Here is a 15,454-nt window from a genome sequence, read left to right on the forward strand (position 1 = left end):
GAACTCATGTTGATGACGCTAATGCGCCGTTTCTCGGTGCGCGTTCGCATGGTGGGCGCTATCGTCGTCGTTCTGGTGTTGCTGGGCATGCTGGGAGGAACCGGGGCATGGGGCATATACCGCTTGTACGACGCCAGTCTGGGACTGTTGGATCAGGGGGTCGTGCAGGAGACCCAGTCCGGTATCATGGCCACGCGGCTGGCCGAGGTGGCGCAAGGTTCGCTGTTGTTGTTCGTAGTCGCGGGGCTGGTGACGATCCTGGTCGTGGCGCCGCTGACCTGGCTCAACATGCGGGCGATCTGTGCGCCGGTGCGCGAGGCCAAGGACTATGCGACCGCCATCGCCGGGGGAGATCTCACTCAGCCGATCACCTGCCAGGGGCGTGATGAAATCAGCGAGCTGCAGGAGGCCCTGGGCACCATGCAGACGGGCCTGGGCGGCATGGTCGCCCAGGTGCGCGACGCCAGCGATAGCGTCGCCATCGCCAGCGAGGAAATCGCCCTGGGCAATCAGGACCTCGCCACGCGCACCGAACAATCGGTGGGCAACTTGCAGCAGAGCGTCGCCTCAATCGCCCAGTTGACCGAGAGCATCCAGCAGACCGCGCAGGCCGCGCAGCGAGCCGACGAGCTGGCCACGCATACCGCCGAGGCAGCCGTGCGCGGTGGCGAAGCGGTGAAGGACGTGGTCGCGCGCATGCATGCCATCGCCGAGGCGGAACGGCGTATCGGCGACATCGTCGGGCTGATCGACGACATCGCCTTTCAGACCAACCTGCTGGCCCTGAACGCCTCGGTCGAGGCCGCCCGCGCGGGAGGCCAGGGCCGCGGTTTCGCCGTGGTCGCCAGTGAAGTGCGCAATCTCGCGGGACGTTCCGCCACGGCGGCCAACGAGATCAAGACGCTGATTCGCGACAGCGGCGAAACGGTGGCCGCCGGCGTGAGCCAGGCCGAAGCCACGGGAACGACCATCGAGGAGATCGTTGCCGGGGTGCAGCGGGTCAGTGGCGCGATCAGCGAGATCAGCAGCACCGCCAGCGAACAGTCCAGTGGTATCGAGCAGGTCAACCATGCGGTGGAGCGCATCGACCGCATGATCCAGCAGAACGCGGCCCTGGTCGAGCAGTCCGCGGCCGCGGCGGCCTCGCTGCACGATCAGTCATCCCGACTGGCCAGCGTGGTACACCGGTTCCGCCTCATGGAGACGTCGCAGGAGACACCCGCGTCGCGTGACGCAGCACCCCGCCGGGCCTTGCCAGCGCACCACCAGGTCGAGGCGCACGCCGCTTGGGCATAGCCGGCCCGTGCCGAGTATTTCGGCGCGTATCTTGCACCGTTATCGAGATCGATCCGGAACGGAGGCACGACCATGCAGACGTTTTTTCATGCCGAGCAGCGCCGCCACCACCCCCGGCTCTACTTTTCGCGCGGCAAGCTGCGCGAGCCTCAGGAGGTTCCCACGCGCCTCGATGGCTTGCTGGGTGCCGCTCGGCGCCTGGGATTCGAAGTGCGTACACCGCCGGATAGTGGCCTGGCGGCGATTCGCGCCGTGCACCATCTGCCGTACTTGCGCTTTCTGGAAAGCGCCCACCGTCGCTGGACGGCGCTGGGAGACGATTGGGGCGACGAGGTCATGTCCAATGTCTTCGTGCGCTCGCCCAATGCCTTGCGCGGTGTGTTGGCCGAGGCGGGGCGTTACCTGGCGGATGGCAGTGCGCCGATAGGGGAGGCGACCTGGGATTCCGCGTACTGGGCGGCGCAAAGCGCGATTGCCGGCGCCGATGCGCTCAATCATGGGGCACGCCAGGCTTATGCGCTGACGCGGCCGCCAGGGCACCACGCCCGCGCCGATGCCGCTGGCGGCTTCTGCTTTCTCAACAACACCGCCATCGCTGCACAGCATCTGACCGCACGTTACCCGCGCGTCGTGGTGCTGGATACCGACATGCACCACGGCCAAGGGGTGCAGGAAATCTTCTATGACCGCGACGACGTGATGTATATCTCGATCCACGGCGACACCACTAACTTCTATCCGGCGGTGACCGGCTTCGAGGATGAGCGTGGTCATGGCGCGGGAGAGGGCTACAACCTCAATCTGCCGATGCCGCACGGATCACCAGAAGCGGTGTTCTTCGAGCGTCTGGATGAAGCCTGCCAGGCGCTTCGGTTGTTCGAGCCGGACGCGCTGGTGCTGGCGCTGGGTTTCGACATCCATGAGCAGGACCCGCAGGCCAAGGTGGCGGTTTCCACGCTGGGGTTTGGCAAGCTCGGGCGCGTGGTGGCCGAGCTTGACCTGCCGACGCTCGTGGTGCAGGAAGGCGGCTATTATCTCGAGGGGCTGGAAGCCAACGCGGTGAGCTTCTTCGAGGGCCTGACCCAAGGCTGATAGAGGGTCGAGTTTATCGGCAAGCATTGAATAAGAAAGTTTTTATAAAAAAGAGGTGTTCACGCTCAAGTATGCCTATGGGATGTCGATATTGGGTACAGCCGTCCACCATGGCGTCAACATTCCTTAACATCCCTCTGATTAACTCGTCGTACTCCTCCCCAATGAGACGCCGAGCCGGGTACGACGATGCGCATCAAGGCCAGTTTCAAGATCGCTATCTTGTTGTTGTTCATCACCTATCGGGTGGTGTGTCTGGTGCGTGCCTGCCGTATGAAAGGGCGACGCCTCACCGGGCGGCGCGCCGCTAAACGACAATCGCCCGTGGCCTAGGCCTTGGAGAGCGGCGTCATGCGGGCAAGTGCGTGGCGATGCGTTCGGCCTGCCGATACCGGGATGCCTGCATGTCCGCCATGCCGTCGAGCACATGCGCATGTACGGACGCCGGTGCGGTATCTGGCCGCCCGGCGTCGAAGGGCGGCTCGGGTGCATATTCCAGCGTCAGTTGCGCCGCCTGGGCGGTCTCGTCACCCAGCAGCTCGGCGATGACCGTCAGCGCCAGATCGATGCCGGCCGTGACGCCTCCGCCCGTGATGAGGTTGCCGTCCCGCACGACGCGCCCCGCATCGGGGATGGCGCCGAAGAGTGGCAGCATGTCTCGCCAGGCCCAGTGACAGGCCGCACGTCTCCCCCGCAGAAGGCCGGCCGCGCCCAGGATCAATGAGCCGGTGCAGACCGATGTCAGGTACCGCGAGGTACTGGCGAGCCGCTGAATGGCGTGAAGGAATCGTGCATCCTCTGCGGCGTCGAGGCACCCCAGCCCGCCCGGTACGCACAGCACGTCGCATGCCTCGATAACGTCCAGGTCGGCCAGGTTGGTGAAGGTCAGCCCCTGGGCCTCTACCGGCAGGCCGCCGACGGAGGCGACCACGACCTCGGTTTGGGGCACACGCGAGAAGAATTGATGAGGTCCGGTGAAATCCAACTGCGTGACGCCGGGATAGATCGGTATCACGATATGTATTGTCGACGCCATGGCGGTATCCGTAGGCAAGGGTTGTCTCATACAGAATAGCGCGCATGAAAAAAATCGCCCGTGGTCCAGGAGGCCACGGGCGATCAAAGGTCATGGCACCGGACGGCGCCTGACCCAGTAGGTCACGTGTAACGGGTTACTTCTGCAGCTTGACCATGCGCAGGTACGGCTTCTTCTCGTCCCAGCCTTGCGGGAAGAGTTCCTTAGCCTTTTCGTTATCGACCGAGGGCACGATGATGCAGTCGTCGCCTTCGGTCCAGTTGACCGGTGTGGCGACCTTCTGGCTGTCGGTCAGCTGAAGGCTATCCAGCACGCGCAGGATCTCTGAGAAGTTGCGACCGGTACTGGCCGGATAGGTCAGTGTCAGGCGCACTTTCTTGCTGGGGTCGATAATGAAGACGCTACGCACCGTCAGGGTGTCGTTGGCGTTGGGATGAATCATCCCGTATAGCGAGCTGACCTGACGGTCGGCATCCGCCAACAGTGGGAAATTCAGGCCATGGCCCTGGGTTTCCTTGATGTCGCCTTCCCATGCCTTGTGATCGTCCAGCGGATCTACGGAGAGACCGATGGCCTTGGCGTTGCGTTTCTCGAATTCCGGCTTCAGGCGCGACACTTCGCCGAGCTCGGTGGTGCAAACCGGGGTGAAATCCTTGGGATGCGAGAACAGGATGACCCAGTTGTCGCCGGCCCACTCATGGAAGTTGATCGTTCCGTCGGTGCTGTCTTGGGTGAAATCCGGGGCAATATCGCCGAGTTGTAGTGCCATGGCGTCCTCCTTTCACTGATTGGCGAAGCATTGAGCATCGCATCACAAACTAGGGCATGGGAAACAATGGATTTCGCTAAGCAAATGCATCTTGGGTATTTGCCCATACGTGACGCTTCCCGCGCCCCTCTCTCCAACACATGGTGACGCGCCCCGGGGATCACAAGGGGGGCGTCGCGAGACTCAAGCGCGGATATAGGCCCAGCCCTGCGCCTGCAGTTCGGCGAGCGTGACCACTGCGGCCTCGACTTCCCCGAGGCCGCCGGGGTTGTCCAGCGCCTGGGTCGCGAGGGTATTGCGGCAAAGCCGCAGCCAGGCATCGGTGGCCGGGTCGGGCGTGTCCAGGGCGGCGGCCACGGCGGCGCCGTTGGCCACGATCAGCATCTCGGTGTCGGGCCGTGCCCGGGCCAGGTTGAGTGCATTGCGCCGGGCGCGGGCGAGGCCATCGGCGGTGGGAGCATGCAATACGACACGCAAGGCACTCATGAGGTCGTCTCCTCGGGGGTGGCGGCAACACCGATATGCTGTTCCAGGCGCTGCACGTGGTCGCGAAAGCCGCTCTGCTCGCGGCGCCGGGCGAGCGGCAGGTCGATGGTGACGATATCACGCACCGTGGCCGGCGCGTCTTTGTCGGGTTTGGCCAATACCACGACGCGGTCGGCGAGGAGAACGGCCTCTTCGATGTCATGAGTGACGAAGACGATCGCCGCGTCGCTGCGCTGGCGCAGCTCGGTGAGTTCGCTCTGCAGGCGCTGGCGGGTCAGGGCGTCGAGTGCGGAGAACGGCTCGTCCATGAACAACACCCGAGGCCGTACCGCCAGTGCGCGGGCGATGCCCACGCGCTGTTGCTGACCGCCGGACAGCGTGCGTGGCCAGCGCTCGGCGAGTTCCTCGAGCCCGACCAACGACAGCGGTTCCATGGCACGGGCACGGCGCTCGTCGCGCGATAGTCCCAGCCCTTCCAGACCCAGCTCGACATTGGCGCGCACGCGACGCCAGGGAAATAAGCGCGGCGCCTGGAAGACCATCGACCAGGCGCGGCTGGCCGACGCCTCGGCGGTGGAGAGATGGACGTCGCCACGCAGCGGGGCTAGCAAGCCGGCGAAAGCGCGCAGCAGGGTGGACTTGCCGACGCCCGAAGCGCCGACCATGGCCACGAATTCGCGCGGGGCCACCTCGAGATCGATGTCGTCGAGCACGATGTCGTCGGCAAAGCCCAGACGTACGCCGCGTGCCGTCAGGACGGGTGCGGACGCGTCATTCATTGCTGCCACCGTAGAACCCTCCGCTGAATGCGCATGAACAGGAAGTCGAACAGGGCGTAGAGCGCGGCGATGGTCAGCATGTAGACCACCACCACATCGGTGGCGAGCAGGCCCGAGGCTTCCATCATGCGCTGGCCGATGCCGGGAATGCCGAACAGCTCGGCGGCGACCACCGTCATCCAGCCTTGGCCCAGGCCGGCACGCAGTCCCCCGAGGATGCCCGGCGCCGCCGCCGGCAGGCTGATCTTGGCCAGCCGCGCGCTGAAACCGCCCTGGCCGAAGGCCCGGGCGACTTCGTAGTAGCCGTCGTTGATGGCGCGCACCGCGCTGTAGCTGGTGAAGTAATTGATCCAGAACACGCCGATGCTGATGATGAAAGCCGCGGCGGTTTCGGTCACGCCGAACCAGATGATCGCGAAGGGGATCCAGGCCAGCGGCGGAATCGGCCGCAGCAGGCGTGCCAGCCAGCTGTGGGCGGCATCGAACCGGGGCAGCAGCGCCGCGGCCATGCCGACCGCAATCCCCAGCACCGAGCCGATCACCAGGCCGATACTGTAATGGGAGAGGCTCGACAACACGACGTCGAGCCAGATGCCGTCCAGCACTTCCGCCCAGAGTACCCCGGGAATCTGCGAGGGCAATGGCACCAGGTTGCTCGGCAGCCAGCCCACGCGCAGGGCCGTCTCCCAGAGCGCCACCAGGGTGGCAAGGCTGACGGCGCTGATCAGGGTGCGTCGATGGCGTGCGGGACGCGTCATGGCGCTGCGTTCTCCGTCGAGGACATCACGGCGTCATAGACCGACGTATCGAAGAGCGCATCCACGTCCACGGGCTTCTTCAGCGTGCCGATGCGACGCTGGAAGTCGGCCATGGTACGCGTGGCGTCGATGATCATGTGCGGGTCGGCCAGGTAGTTGGACGACGGCGAGGACAAGGCGGCGGTGACAGTTTCCTCGTCGATGAGCCGCTTGCCGACGAACTCGCGCACGTACGGCGCGGCCTTCGCGGGCTCGTTCTCGAGCATCTCGGTGGCGCGGACGTGCTGCGCGACCAGAGCCTGGATCGCCTCGGGATGCTCCTCGAGCACGGCCTCGCGTACTGCCAGCACCGCGCCGGGCTGGTGAGGCAGCATGTCGTTGCCGCGTGCCACGACTCGAGCGTCGGGATCGCGTTGCTGCACGACACTGAGGATCGGCTCGAGGGTAGAGGCGGCGTCCACCGCGCCAGCCAGCAGCGATTGCTGAACCCTTGAGGCCCCCATGGTGACGATATCCACCGCGTCCGCGTCGACCCCGATCTGTTCTTCCAGCCAGTAGCGCAGCACGGTGTAGGGTACCGAGCCATTGGGGAAGGTGGCGATCTTGGGCTTGCGGCCCTGCGTCTCGGTGAACTGGGCAATGGCGGCCGCCGGATCATTGCCCTCGAAGGCATTGGCGAGCTCGCCGCGGGCGATCAGCCCGATCTGCTCCTGGATGCTGGCGGCGAGCACTTTGATCGGCACACCGTTGGCTCGGGCGACCATGGCCGGCCCAATGCCGAAGTTCATCACGTCGAGCTTGCCGGATGCCAGCGCCTGCACCATGGCCGGACCGCTGGAGAAGCGCGTCAACTCGAGATCCAGCCCCGCCTCGTCGGTCCAGCCGGCGCCCTCCATGACGAACAATTGCGCGACCGGCAGGATGGGCATGTAGCCGACCTCGAGAGTCGTCGTTTCGTCGTTCTGGGCCAGGGCCGCGCCCGGCAGCAGGGCGGTCAGCGCGAGCGCGCCGATCCAGTGAAACAGTCGTCGCATGGCGAGTCTCCGGGGTAAGCGATAGGTTCGCCACTATAGCGACTCGCCGATAATAACGAAAAAGCCCCGAATAACGATTTGGTTATAAGAATATGCGCGTTGCCCGTGAGGCGTTCATGGTGCCGGGCCAGCAGCGCCTAAGTAGTGCTTGCGCCAGTAGCGGATATTCAGCGAGGAGACCGTGACCTCACGGCCACTGCCGGGGGCGTGGATCATCCGTCGGTCGCCCAGATAAATCCCAACGTGGGTGGCGCGACCCCCGGCTCCGAAGAACAGCAGATCCCCTGGTCGCGCCTGCTCGCGATGATCGAGCGTCTGGTACTGCTGATTGGAAGTGCGTGGTACATCGATCCCAGCCGCGTGGTATGCAACTTGCACTAGCCCGGAACAATCCACCCCAGTCTCCAGCGAATTGCCGCCCCATTTATAAGGTGTGCCCAGCGCCTGCTTGGCGTTGGAAATGATCAGTGCCCGCTCGATGGAGAGGCCCTCCGCCGTGGTCGGGCCGGGATCGTGCGTCTCGATGCGTTGGCTCGACGAACACCCGGCCAGAACGAGCAGGCATAAAAGCAGCGCCAAAGTCGCTTGTAAGCGCGGCGCAGCAACTGCCGCGGACGATGAATGGGTGACAGGATCACTCTCCATGCGAGCTCCTACAGTCGGAATCCGATGAGCGACAAGAATGCCAGCAGTGTAGCCAAAGATGCTACGGGGGTGAGAGCGCCAGCTCATACTGGCGCCGCTTTGTTAAGGTCGACCGTTGATCGGGCCTGAATATGGGCTTGCAGGCTCAACGCGAGCTGCCGCGCCGCCTCCTTGGGGCGTCCCGGGCTGCGGTGCAGAGCGATTTCAGTCATGGGCAGCTCGGGGAGCCCCTCGGCGCTATCGATGATGCTCAGGTCCGAGCCCAGCATGGAGGGTGTGAGCACCGTTATCGCCAAGCCCGCGCGTACCGCGGCCGTAAGGCCGGACAAACTGGCGCTGGTATAGGCGATTCGCCAGGGGATGCCTACGGCGTCGAGTGCCGCCAGGGCGCGTTCCCTGAAGATGCAAACCCCATCCGTAGAGACCGCCAGGGGCAGCGGTGTGCGGCGTTGGGTGTCATGTCCGGGGGCGCCGGCCCACACCGTGGGCTCCTGACACAGCACCTCGCCGCCGGGGCTCTTGGGCTGACGCGTGGTGATCGCCAGGTCCAGGCTGCCGGCGCGCACGCTTTGTACCAGATCCACGCTGAGCCCGCAGTCCACCTGCAATTCGACTCCCGGATACTGGGACTCGAACTCGGATAGCGCCTCGGGCAGATAGACCACGTAGTCGTCGGGTATTCCCAGGCGTACCACGCCATCCAGCCGTTGCTCGCTGACATCCTGCCAGGCGAGCGCATTCTGGCGCAGCATCTGCCGTGCGTGCGAGAGCAGACGTTCTCCCGCCGGCGTAGGGATCGGCGCTTTCCGCCCACGCTGCAACAAGGGCTGCCCGAAGGTTTCTTCCAGACGCTTCATGTGCGCACTGACGGTCGATTGTGCTAGATGCAAGGCATCCGTCGCTGCGGTAAACCCTCCCTTGTCCACCACCGTGACGAAGGTGTTGAGCACCACTAGATCTAAGGGACGAAAGTTAGCCATTCAGTACCATCACGAATCATGATCGAAATATCGAAAGTCTTCGTTTCCATGATAATTCATGCGGCTCCAGACTGCTCGCGTCACATACCACCCACGCCGATTCGGTATACACAGGAGCAGGCCATGACCAGCACACGCACCACCACCGGACTACTGGCGGGCCTTCTGACCGTCACGCTCTGGGCCAGCCTGCCGGTATTGCGCGATCTGATCAATCTGCCTCCCATGTTGACGGCAGCAGTGGCCATGGGGGCGGCTGCGCTGATGGCACTGCTCATGGGATGGCGTGGTGCATCGTCCGGCGTGGCCGCCTGGCGCGACGGGAAGTTCTGGCTGATGGGGGTCGGTGGCCTGACAGGCGCGCTGTATTTCTATTTCTCCGCCCTGAGCAAGGGCGACCCGGCCAAGATCACGCTCGTGACGTACCTCTGGCCGTTGGGATTCATGCTCGTGGCAGACTTGCTGGCCGGGCGTGGTCTTAGGGCGCGTACCTTACTGGGGTCGGCCGTGGCGTTTGCGGGGCTGGTGCCGCTGGTGCTCTCGAACGCTCAGGGCGAATCGACCTCGGCACTGGGCTATATGCAGGGCATGGCCTCCGGCGCTTCCTGGATCATGTTCTCCCTCTATCTCCGGGGGCGCGCCGCCTTGTCCTGGGTGGACTACAAGCACCTGTTCGCCGTTGCCGCCGTCGCCTCCTGGGGGCTGCACCGTGCGTTCGAAACCGCTCCCGAGCACGCGACGGCGATGGACTGGGGCGTGGCGGCGCTCATCGGGATCGGCCCTTATGGACTGGCGTTCATCACCTGGGGCTACGCCCTGCTGAGAAGCTCCTCCACGTTGCTGGGCGTGCTGACGTATTTCGTGCCCGTCATGTCGTCGGTGCTGCTGATCCTGGTGGGGCGTGCCGCGTTCAGTCTGCCGTTGGTCATCGCCTTCGTGGGTGTGCTGGGCAGCGCCGTCATTACGCAGTTGAAGAGACGTCCCCAGGGGGCGGTGAGTTCTTGAGACGACAGCCGCTCCGTTCGGGGCGGCTGTCGCCGAGGATGCCGAGTGGTATGTACAGGCCCGGTCAATGCGCCATCATTTCCCGTGCGATGGCGTCACCGTCTAGATGGGAGGGGTAGTAGGTCGGCCAGTTCGTGACCTCGTCCAGCAGGGCGGCGCGATCGTCGCCCCAGTAAAGATGGTAGTGGTCGGCATCCATGGGAGAGATGGCGTGATCGCTGAACTGGATGTAGCGAGGCGCGTCGGCGCTGCCACCATCGCGCTCGAAGATATAGCGCACCCCGCGATTGCCCGCCTCGTAGGTGAGGATTTCATGGCCGTCGTAGGTGTATTCCCCCGTGCGCTTGCCGTTGTCTCCGTAGAACGAGACCTGATCGCCCTCGATCACGATGCGGTCGACGTCCGTGCGATAGCCGGTCGTGTAGTACTGCTTGTAGTCGGCAGCCGTCTTGTCATCGCTTTGTGCGGCCTTGTGCGCGAAGACGTCATCCAGCGTGCCGTCCTGCAGATAGGGATAGACCGACTGCCAGTCGCCCTCCCAGTCTGACAAGGCGCGATCCTCGACCTGATCATCATCGAAGTAACCGGCGTAGATATCGCTGTCGTGATGATCGTGGGAGTGATCGTGCTCATGCTCATGCTCATGCTCATGCTCATGCTCATGCTCATGCTCATGGTCATGATCGTGGCTGTGATCGTGCTCATGTGCATGGTGGTCGTGGTCATCCTGCTGCGCGACGGCCGGTGGCACGCTCGCCAGCGATAGCAGGCCGAGCGCGAGAGCGGCATGGACTGAAGGGTGACGCATCGTGATCTCCTGGTACTCATTGCGGTATGGTGGCTGAAAAGCGATTAATACGTTATAACATAACTTTTATGAAAGCCAGTTCCAGCAGTCGCTTTTTTGCCGCATGATACCGGCTCAGGAATTTGGCTCATCGATAGGGGAGCAGGAAGCGCAATGAAAGGGTGGCTGCTGGGGGTATCGCTGACGTTACTGGGTGGGTGGAATGTGGCACTGGCGCAGGATGACGCGCCGGACAGGCAAGCTCGCGAGGTGCTCGACCCCATCGTCGCGTCGTTGATGGAGGCGCAGCAGATCCCCGGCATGGCGGTCGCCCTCGTCGGGCCGAAGGGCACGACGGTCGCCCATTACGGCGACGCCAACCGCGAGACCGGCACGCCTGTCGACGACGACACCCTGTTCGAGATCGGCTCGCTCAGCAAGACATTGACCGCGACCCTGGCCTCGTTGGCCGCCGTCGAGGGCGAGCTCGACCTCGAGGCGCCCGTGAGCCGTTACCTGCCTGAGCTCGAAGGCAGCGCCTTCGACAGGATCGATGGGCGCAACCTCGGTACTCACACCGGCGGCGGGCTGCCGCTGTTCGTGCCTGACGAAGTGACCGACCATGCATCGCTGATGACCTGGTATCGAGACTGGCAGCCAAGCGAGCCCATCGGCGAGAGCCGTACCTATTCCAACCTGGGGATCGGCCTGCTGGGGCTGGAGACGGCGGCGAGCCTGGGGGGCGAATTCGTGCCGACGATGCGCGCCAAGGTGCTGGCGCCGCTCGGCATGCGGGACACCTGGTACGATGTTCCCGAGGCGCACATGGCGCACTACGCCATGGGCGAGGCCAAGGACGGCCAGCCGATCCGTGTCTCGCCCGGCGTGCTCGACGACGAAGCCTACGGGCTCAAGACCACGGCCGCCGATCTGGCCGGGCTGGTGCGAGCCAACCTGCATCTCGCGGATGTCGACGCCGAGCTTCAGCAGGCCATCGATGCGACCCGCCAGGGCCATTACCGGGTCGGCGACATGACCCAGGCCCTGATCTGGGAGCAGTATCCGCTGCCCGTGGCGCTCGATACCCTGCGCGCCGGCAACGGTTACGACATGATCCTCGAGCCCAACGCAGCCGAGGCGATCGTGCCGCCGCAGGCGCCACGCGATGATGTCTGGGCCAACAAGACCGGCTCCACCAACGGCTTCGGCGGCTACATCGTGATGCTTCCCGGCGAACAGACGGGGCTGGTGATGCTGGCCAACAAGAACTATCCCAATGACGCGCGCGTCGAGGCGGCCTACCGCATCCTGTCCGGTCTCGGGGTCCTCGATACGCCGTAGGGCATGAGGGGCCGCTGGGCCTTGAAACGACGCCCAAGCGGCCGGGCCTCTCAGTCCGGTACCGGCGTTTCGAAGGTATCGCGCCGGCGCACCGTCAGCGTGGTGCCGATCGAGGCGACGATGATCAGGCCGATGGCCAGCCACTGCAGGCCACTCAAAAGCTGGCTCAGGAATAGCAGGCCGGAGAGCGCGCCGATCGCCGGTTCCAGACTCATCAGCGTGCCGAAGGTCTGGGTCGGCAGGCGCGGCAGTGCCACCATTTCGAGCGTGTAGGGCAGGGCGGTGGAAAGCACGGCGACGGCGAGTGCCAGCGGGAGGACCTCCGGCGCGAAAATCGCCGGGCCGACATCGATCAGGCCGACGGGCGCGATTACCACCGCGGCGATGGTAATGCCCAGCGTGGCGCTTTGGGCGCCGTTGACCGAGCCCGCCTTTTGCCCAAACAGGATATACAGCGCCCAGCAGACCCCGGCCCCCAGCGCGCAAGTCGCGCCGTAGGGATCGACCGCGCCGTTGCTGTCATCGCCCAGCAACAGAAGACATGTCAGGCCGAGCACGGCGAATGCCACCCACAGCAGATCCAGCCAACGCCGCGAGGAGAGCATCGCCACCGTCAGCGGCCCGGTGAACTCCAGCGCCACCGCGATCCCCAGCGGAACCGTCTGCAGCGCCTGGTAGAACAGCAGGTTCATGACGCCCAGGGCGACGCCGTAGATCACGGTTGACTTCCAGGCACGGCGACTGAACCGCTGGCGCCAGGGCCGCATCACGACCAGCAGTATCAGCGCGGCGAGGATTAGGCGAATCGAGGTCGTGCCGGTGGCGCCGATGACCGGAAACAAGGTCTTGGCGATGGACGCCCCGGTCTGGATGGAGCACATTGCCACGATCAGCATGGCCACCGGCCAAACCCTGGCCACGAATTCGCGCATGGCGACTGACATGACACCTCCTTTGTTCTGCGGCATGCTGCCCTTCTGACGGCGCCAGTCGCATCCTGCCGACATGCTCGGACGCTGGCATTCGAGAGAACCGCGATTGTACGGATGGGCAATATAGTGCACAAGTCTAGCGAGCGCCCCGATGTCCTGGTGCACGTCGCCGCCAACGTGAGGCGTCTGCGTCAGGGGGCGTCGCTGAGCCAGCAGGTGTTGGCCGAGCGGGCCGGCGTGAGTCGGCGGATGCTGGTCAATATCGAAAAGGGCGACGTCAATGTCAGCCTGAGCACGCTGGATCGACTCGCCGAGGCGCTGGGGGTGCTGTTCTACGCCCTGGTTCAGCCGCCGGACAGTGAGGACTCGGCGCGCATCGACGAAGTCGCCTGGGTGGGGCGATTCCCCGACAGTCACGCCCGGCTGCTGGCGAGCAAGCCGGCGCGGCAGGAAGTCGAGCTGTGGTCCTGGTCGATGGAGCCGGGAGACACTTACGAGTCCGTCGCCGACGGCACCGGCTGGCACGAGATGCTGGTGGTGATCGAGGGCACGCTGACCCTGGAGCTCGCGGACCGCGAGGTGACGATCGAGGCTGGTGACTTTCACGTCTACCCCAGCGACCAGTTCCACCGTTACCGCAACGAAGGCGCGGGGCGGCTACGTTTCATCCGCAACGTGGTGCACTGACGCCAAGTATCCATCCAAGCACCGATCCAGGTGCCAATGGCGATCTGCGTGGCCTCGTGACTGGCTGATGGCACGCACGTGCCCGCTTACCCGGCGTCCACCTGCACCGTCACCACGCTGTCATCGAACGCCAGTCGGTCGGCAATTGCCGCCATATTCGCCAGCGGGTTGGCGTATTGCCAGGCGATGTCGGGATGTTCGTCAGTGCTGTAGTAGGTGGCGTCGCCCTTGAAGGGGCAGTGCGTCACGGTGGTGGAGCGCAACAGTTGCGCCATCTGCACGTCGCTTTCGGGCAGGTATTGGTGCGGGGGATACCCGCGCTCGCGCAGCTCGACGGCGTGCGTGCTGTCGGCGAGCAAGGTGTCGCCGTCCCATACCCACACGCGATGCGTGTGGGGGTGCAGGCTGATGCGGTCTTGCGTGGTATCTGCTGACATGGAGCCTCCCGGGCTATGGAGTGTCTTCCGGCAAGAGGGCGTCGGAGAGGGCGCGTTTCACGGCGGCCTGGGCATGCAACGCCGTGGTGTCGTAGAGCGGTACCTGAGTGTCGGTTGCCTTGATCAACATGGCGATTTCGGTGCAGCCGAGAATCACCGCCTGTGCGCCCCGCGCATGCAAGGCGTCGATCACTGCGAGAAACGCGTCCCGCGAGGCGGATTCGATGCGCCCGAGGCACAGTTCCTCGAAAATCACCCGATGCACGCGTTCGCGTTGGGTGTCATCGGGCACGATCACGTCGATACCGTAACGCTCGCTCAGGCGTTGCTTGTAGAAGTCCTGCTCCATGGTGAAGCGCGTGCCCAGCAGCCCGACCCGAGTGATGCCGTCGGCGACCAGGCTTTCGGCCGTGGCGTCGGCGATGTGCAACAGCGGGATGTCGATGGCCGCTTCCACCTGCGGTGCCACCTTGTGCATGGTGTTCGTGGCGATCAGCAGAAAATCCGCGCCGGCGTGCTCGATCTGGCGCGCGGCGGCGGCCAGCGCCTCTCCGGCCGCGTCCCAGCGTCCGTCGCGCTGCAAGGTCTCGATCTCGGCGAAGTCGACGCTCACCATCGCGATCTTCGCCGAGTGAAAGCCGCCCAGCGCCTGTTTCACGCCTTCGTTCAGCGCCCGATAGTAGCTCTCGGTGGACTCCCAGCTCATTCCGCCGAGCAAACCGATGGTGCGCATGATGAACTCTCCTTGCGTGAAAAAGCGAAATAAAGCGCCGCGACGCGCGGTCGATCCACGAGGCGGATTGTCGCACCCCATCTTGCATCATAACGCTGCAGGCCGTCTCTGGCCCGGGTTGCGTGAAGAGCCCTCGCCCCCATCCGTGAACACGCGCGATCATTCGGCTGTGTAGGAAAGAGGGCTGCGATAGTATGGAATGCGTCTGACGACCCCACGGCCGAGTCCATGCCTTTTTCCCCGCGTACATCCATGCGTCGTTTCACTGCCTGGCTGAGCTTGTTCGCCATGCTGCTGGTGGTGTGCGGCCCGGTGGTCGGGCAGGCCAGTGCCTCCCTGCGGCACGATGCGATGCCTGCGCACGCGATGATGCACGAAGAGGCCGGGCACGGTGACCACTCGCGGGGCGGTCACGTCGCATCGGTCGGCCTGCACGATCAGTGCCCCTACTGCTCCCTATTCGGCCATTTCCCGGTCATCGAGGGGGCTTTCACCGCCTCGATAGCGGACAACGCCGCCGTCATCGCGCCGCGCGTGCCGAGGGTGCTCGCGGCGCATGCCATCGTTACCACCTTCCCCAACGCGCTGACCCGAGCCCCACCTCGCTTTTGCCGCCATGCATAAGCGGTGTCGATCCCGGTCCGAATGTGTCTGCCT

At 64.6% G+C, this 15,454-nt stretch carries 19 protein-coding genes; 7 read left to right on the forward strand and 12 right to left on the reverse strand.

What is annotated here, in order from left to right; translation table 11 throughout:
* Positions 1–6 precede the first annotated feature (6 nt).
* From LUN51_RS05740 to LUN51_RS05750, 3 genes are all read left to right on the forward strand, one after another.
* The gene (locus tag LUN51_RS05740; protein WP_277810497.1) at positions 7–1,296 is read left to right on the forward strand and encodes a methyl-accepting chemotaxis protein; all 1,290 of its coding nucleotides are present in this window, start codon (positions 7–9) and stop codon (positions 1,294–1,296) included.
* Positions 1,297–1,368: 72 nt separating this feature from the next.
* The gene (locus LUN51_RS05745; protein ID WP_277810498.1) at positions 1,369–2,388 is read left to right on the forward strand and encodes a histone deacetylase family protein; all 1,020 of its coding nucleotides are present in this window, start codon (positions 1,369–1,371) and stop codon (positions 2,386–2,388) included.
* A gap of 189 nt (positions 2,389–2,577) precedes the next feature.
* Positions 2,578–2,721 (forward strand): hypothetical protein, encoded by a 144-nt coding sequence (locus LUN51_RS05750; RefSeq protein WP_247640156.1) that lies wholly within the window; start codon positions 2,578–2,580, stop codon positions 2,719–2,721.
* A 16-nt stretch (positions 2,722–2,737) separates the two neighbouring features.
* On the opposite strand, the gene LUN51_RS05755 is transcribed toward LUN51_RS05750, so the two are convergent.
* The 8 genes from LUN51_RS05755 to LUN51_RS05790 form a co-directional block, all read right to left on the reverse strand.
* A complete protein-coding gene (locus LUN51_RS05755; protein ID WP_246894955.1) occupies positions 2,738–3,424 on the reverse strand; it encodes a DJ-1/PfpI family protein in 687 nt (228 codons plus the stop codon).
* A gap of 136 nt (positions 3,425–3,560) precedes the next feature.
* Positions 3,561–4,193, reverse strand: coding sequence for a peroxiredoxin (locus tag LUN51_RS05760; protein WP_247620838.1), 633 nt, complete (start codon positions 4,191–4,193; stop codon positions 3,561–3,563).
* 183 nt (positions 4,194–4,376) lie between these two features.
* The gene (locus LUN51_RS05765) at positions 4,377–4,679 is read right to left on the reverse strand and encodes a hypothetical protein (protein WP_040240664.1); all 303 of its coding nucleotides are present in this window, start codon (positions 4,677–4,679) and stop codon (positions 4,377–4,379) included.
* Positions 4,676–5,458 (reverse strand): ABC transporter ATP-binding protein, encoded by a 783-nt coding sequence (locus tag LUN51_RS05770; RefSeq protein ID WP_277810499.1) that lies wholly within the window; start codon positions 5,456–5,458, stop codon positions 4,676–4,678. Before LUN51_RS05770 ends, LUN51_RS05765 begins: the two co-directional genes overlap by 4 nt.
* A complete protein-coding gene (locus LUN51_RS05775) occupies positions 5,455–6,216 on the reverse strand; it encodes an ABC transporter permease (RefSeq protein ID WP_277810500.1) in 762 nt (253 codons plus the stop codon). Before LUN51_RS05775 ends, LUN51_RS05770 begins: the two co-directional genes overlap by 4 nt.
* On the reverse strand, positions 6,213–7,250 hold the full coding sequence (locus LUN51_RS05780; RefSeq protein WP_277810501.1) for an ABC transporter substrate-binding protein: 1,038 nt from the start codon (positions 7,248–7,250) through the stop codon (positions 6,213–6,215). The genes LUN51_RS05775 and LUN51_RS05780 overlap by 4 nt, the downstream gene beginning before the upstream one ends.
* Positions 7,251–7,364: 114 nt before the next feature.
* On the reverse strand, positions 7,365–7,895 hold the full coding sequence (locus LUN51_RS05785) for a C40 family peptidase (protein WP_277810502.1): 531 nt from the start codon (positions 7,893–7,895) through the stop codon (positions 7,365–7,367).
* Between the two features lie 83 nt (positions 7,896–7,978).
* Entirely contained in the window at positions 7,979–8,875 is an 897-nt protein-coding gene (locus tag LUN51_RS05790) for a LysR substrate-binding domain-containing protein (RefSeq protein WP_277810503.1), read from the reverse strand.
* Positions 8,876–8,998: 123 nt separating this feature from the next.
* Here LUN51_RS05790 and LUN51_RS05795 point away from each other — a divergent pair, with 123 nt between their 5' ends.
* Positions 8,999–9,880 carry a DMT family transporter gene (locus tag LUN51_RS05795; RefSeq protein WP_247620832.1) on the forward strand — a complete coding sequence of 294 codons (882 nt, stop codon included), beginning with the start codon at positions 8,999–9,001 and terminating at the stop codon, positions 9,878–9,880.
* 64 nt (positions 9,881–9,944) lie between these two features.
* Here LUN51_RS05795 and LUN51_RS05800 read toward each other — a convergent pair whose 3' ends face one another.
* Positions 9,945–10,688: a ZinT family metal-binding protein gene (locus LUN51_RS05800; RefSeq protein WP_277810504.1), complete on the reverse strand. Its 744-nt coding sequence runs from the start codon at positions 10,686–10,688 to the stop codon at positions 9,945–9,947.
* 153 nt (positions 10,689–10,841) lie between these two features.
* Between LUN51_RS05800 and ampC the strand changes: the two genes are divergently transcribed.
* Positions 10,842–12,008: a class C beta-lactamase gene (gene ampC, locus LUN51_RS05805; RefSeq protein ID WP_277810505.1), complete on the forward strand. Its 1,167-nt coding sequence runs from the start codon at positions 10,842–10,844 to the stop codon at positions 12,006–12,008.
* Positions 12,009–12,058: 50 nt separating this feature from the next.
* Here ampC and rhtA read toward each other — a convergent pair whose 3' ends face one another.
* Positions 12,059–12,952 (reverse strand): threonine/homoserine exporter RhtA, encoded by an 894-nt coding sequence (gene rhtA / locus LUN51_RS05810; protein ID WP_277810506.1) that lies wholly within the window; start codon positions 12,950–12,952, stop codon positions 12,059–12,061.
* 114 nt (positions 12,953–13,066) lie between these two features.
* On the opposite strand from rhtA, the gene LUN51_RS05815 reads away from it, so the two are divergent.
* Positions 13,067–13,627 (forward strand): helix-turn-helix domain-containing protein, encoded by a 561-nt coding sequence (locus tag LUN51_RS05815; protein WP_277810507.1) that lies wholly within the window; start codon positions 13,067–13,069, stop codon positions 13,625–13,627.
* An 86-nt stretch (positions 13,628–13,713) separates the two neighbouring features.
* On the opposite strand, the gene LUN51_RS05820 is transcribed toward LUN51_RS05815, so the two are convergent.
* A complete protein-coding gene (locus tag LUN51_RS05820) occupies positions 13,714–14,064 on the reverse strand; it encodes a DUF427 domain-containing protein (protein WP_247620828.1) in 351 nt (116 codons plus the stop codon).
* Positions 14,065–14,077: 13 nt separating this feature from the next.
* Positions 14,078–14,797 (reverse strand): aspartate/glutamate racemase family protein, encoded by a 720-nt coding sequence (locus LUN51_RS05825; protein WP_277810508.1) that lies wholly within the window; start codon positions 14,795–14,797, stop codon positions 14,078–14,080.
* A 252-nt stretch (positions 14,798–15,049) separates the two neighbouring features.
* Between LUN51_RS05825 and LUN51_RS05830 the strand changes: the two genes are divergently transcribed.
* The gene (locus LUN51_RS05830) at positions 15,050–15,421 is read left to right on the forward strand and encodes a DUF2946 domain-containing protein (protein WP_277810509.1); all 372 of its coding nucleotides are present in this window, start codon (positions 15,050–15,052) and stop codon (positions 15,419–15,421) included.
* Positions 15,422–15,454: the final 33 nt, after the last annotated feature.

Source organism: Chromohalobacter canadensis (genome assembly GCF_029544075.1).
In the GTDB taxonomy this organism is placed as follows: domain Bacteria; phylum Pseudomonadota; class Gammaproteobacteria; order Pseudomonadales; family Halomonadaceae; genus Chromohalobacter; species Chromohalobacter canadensis_A.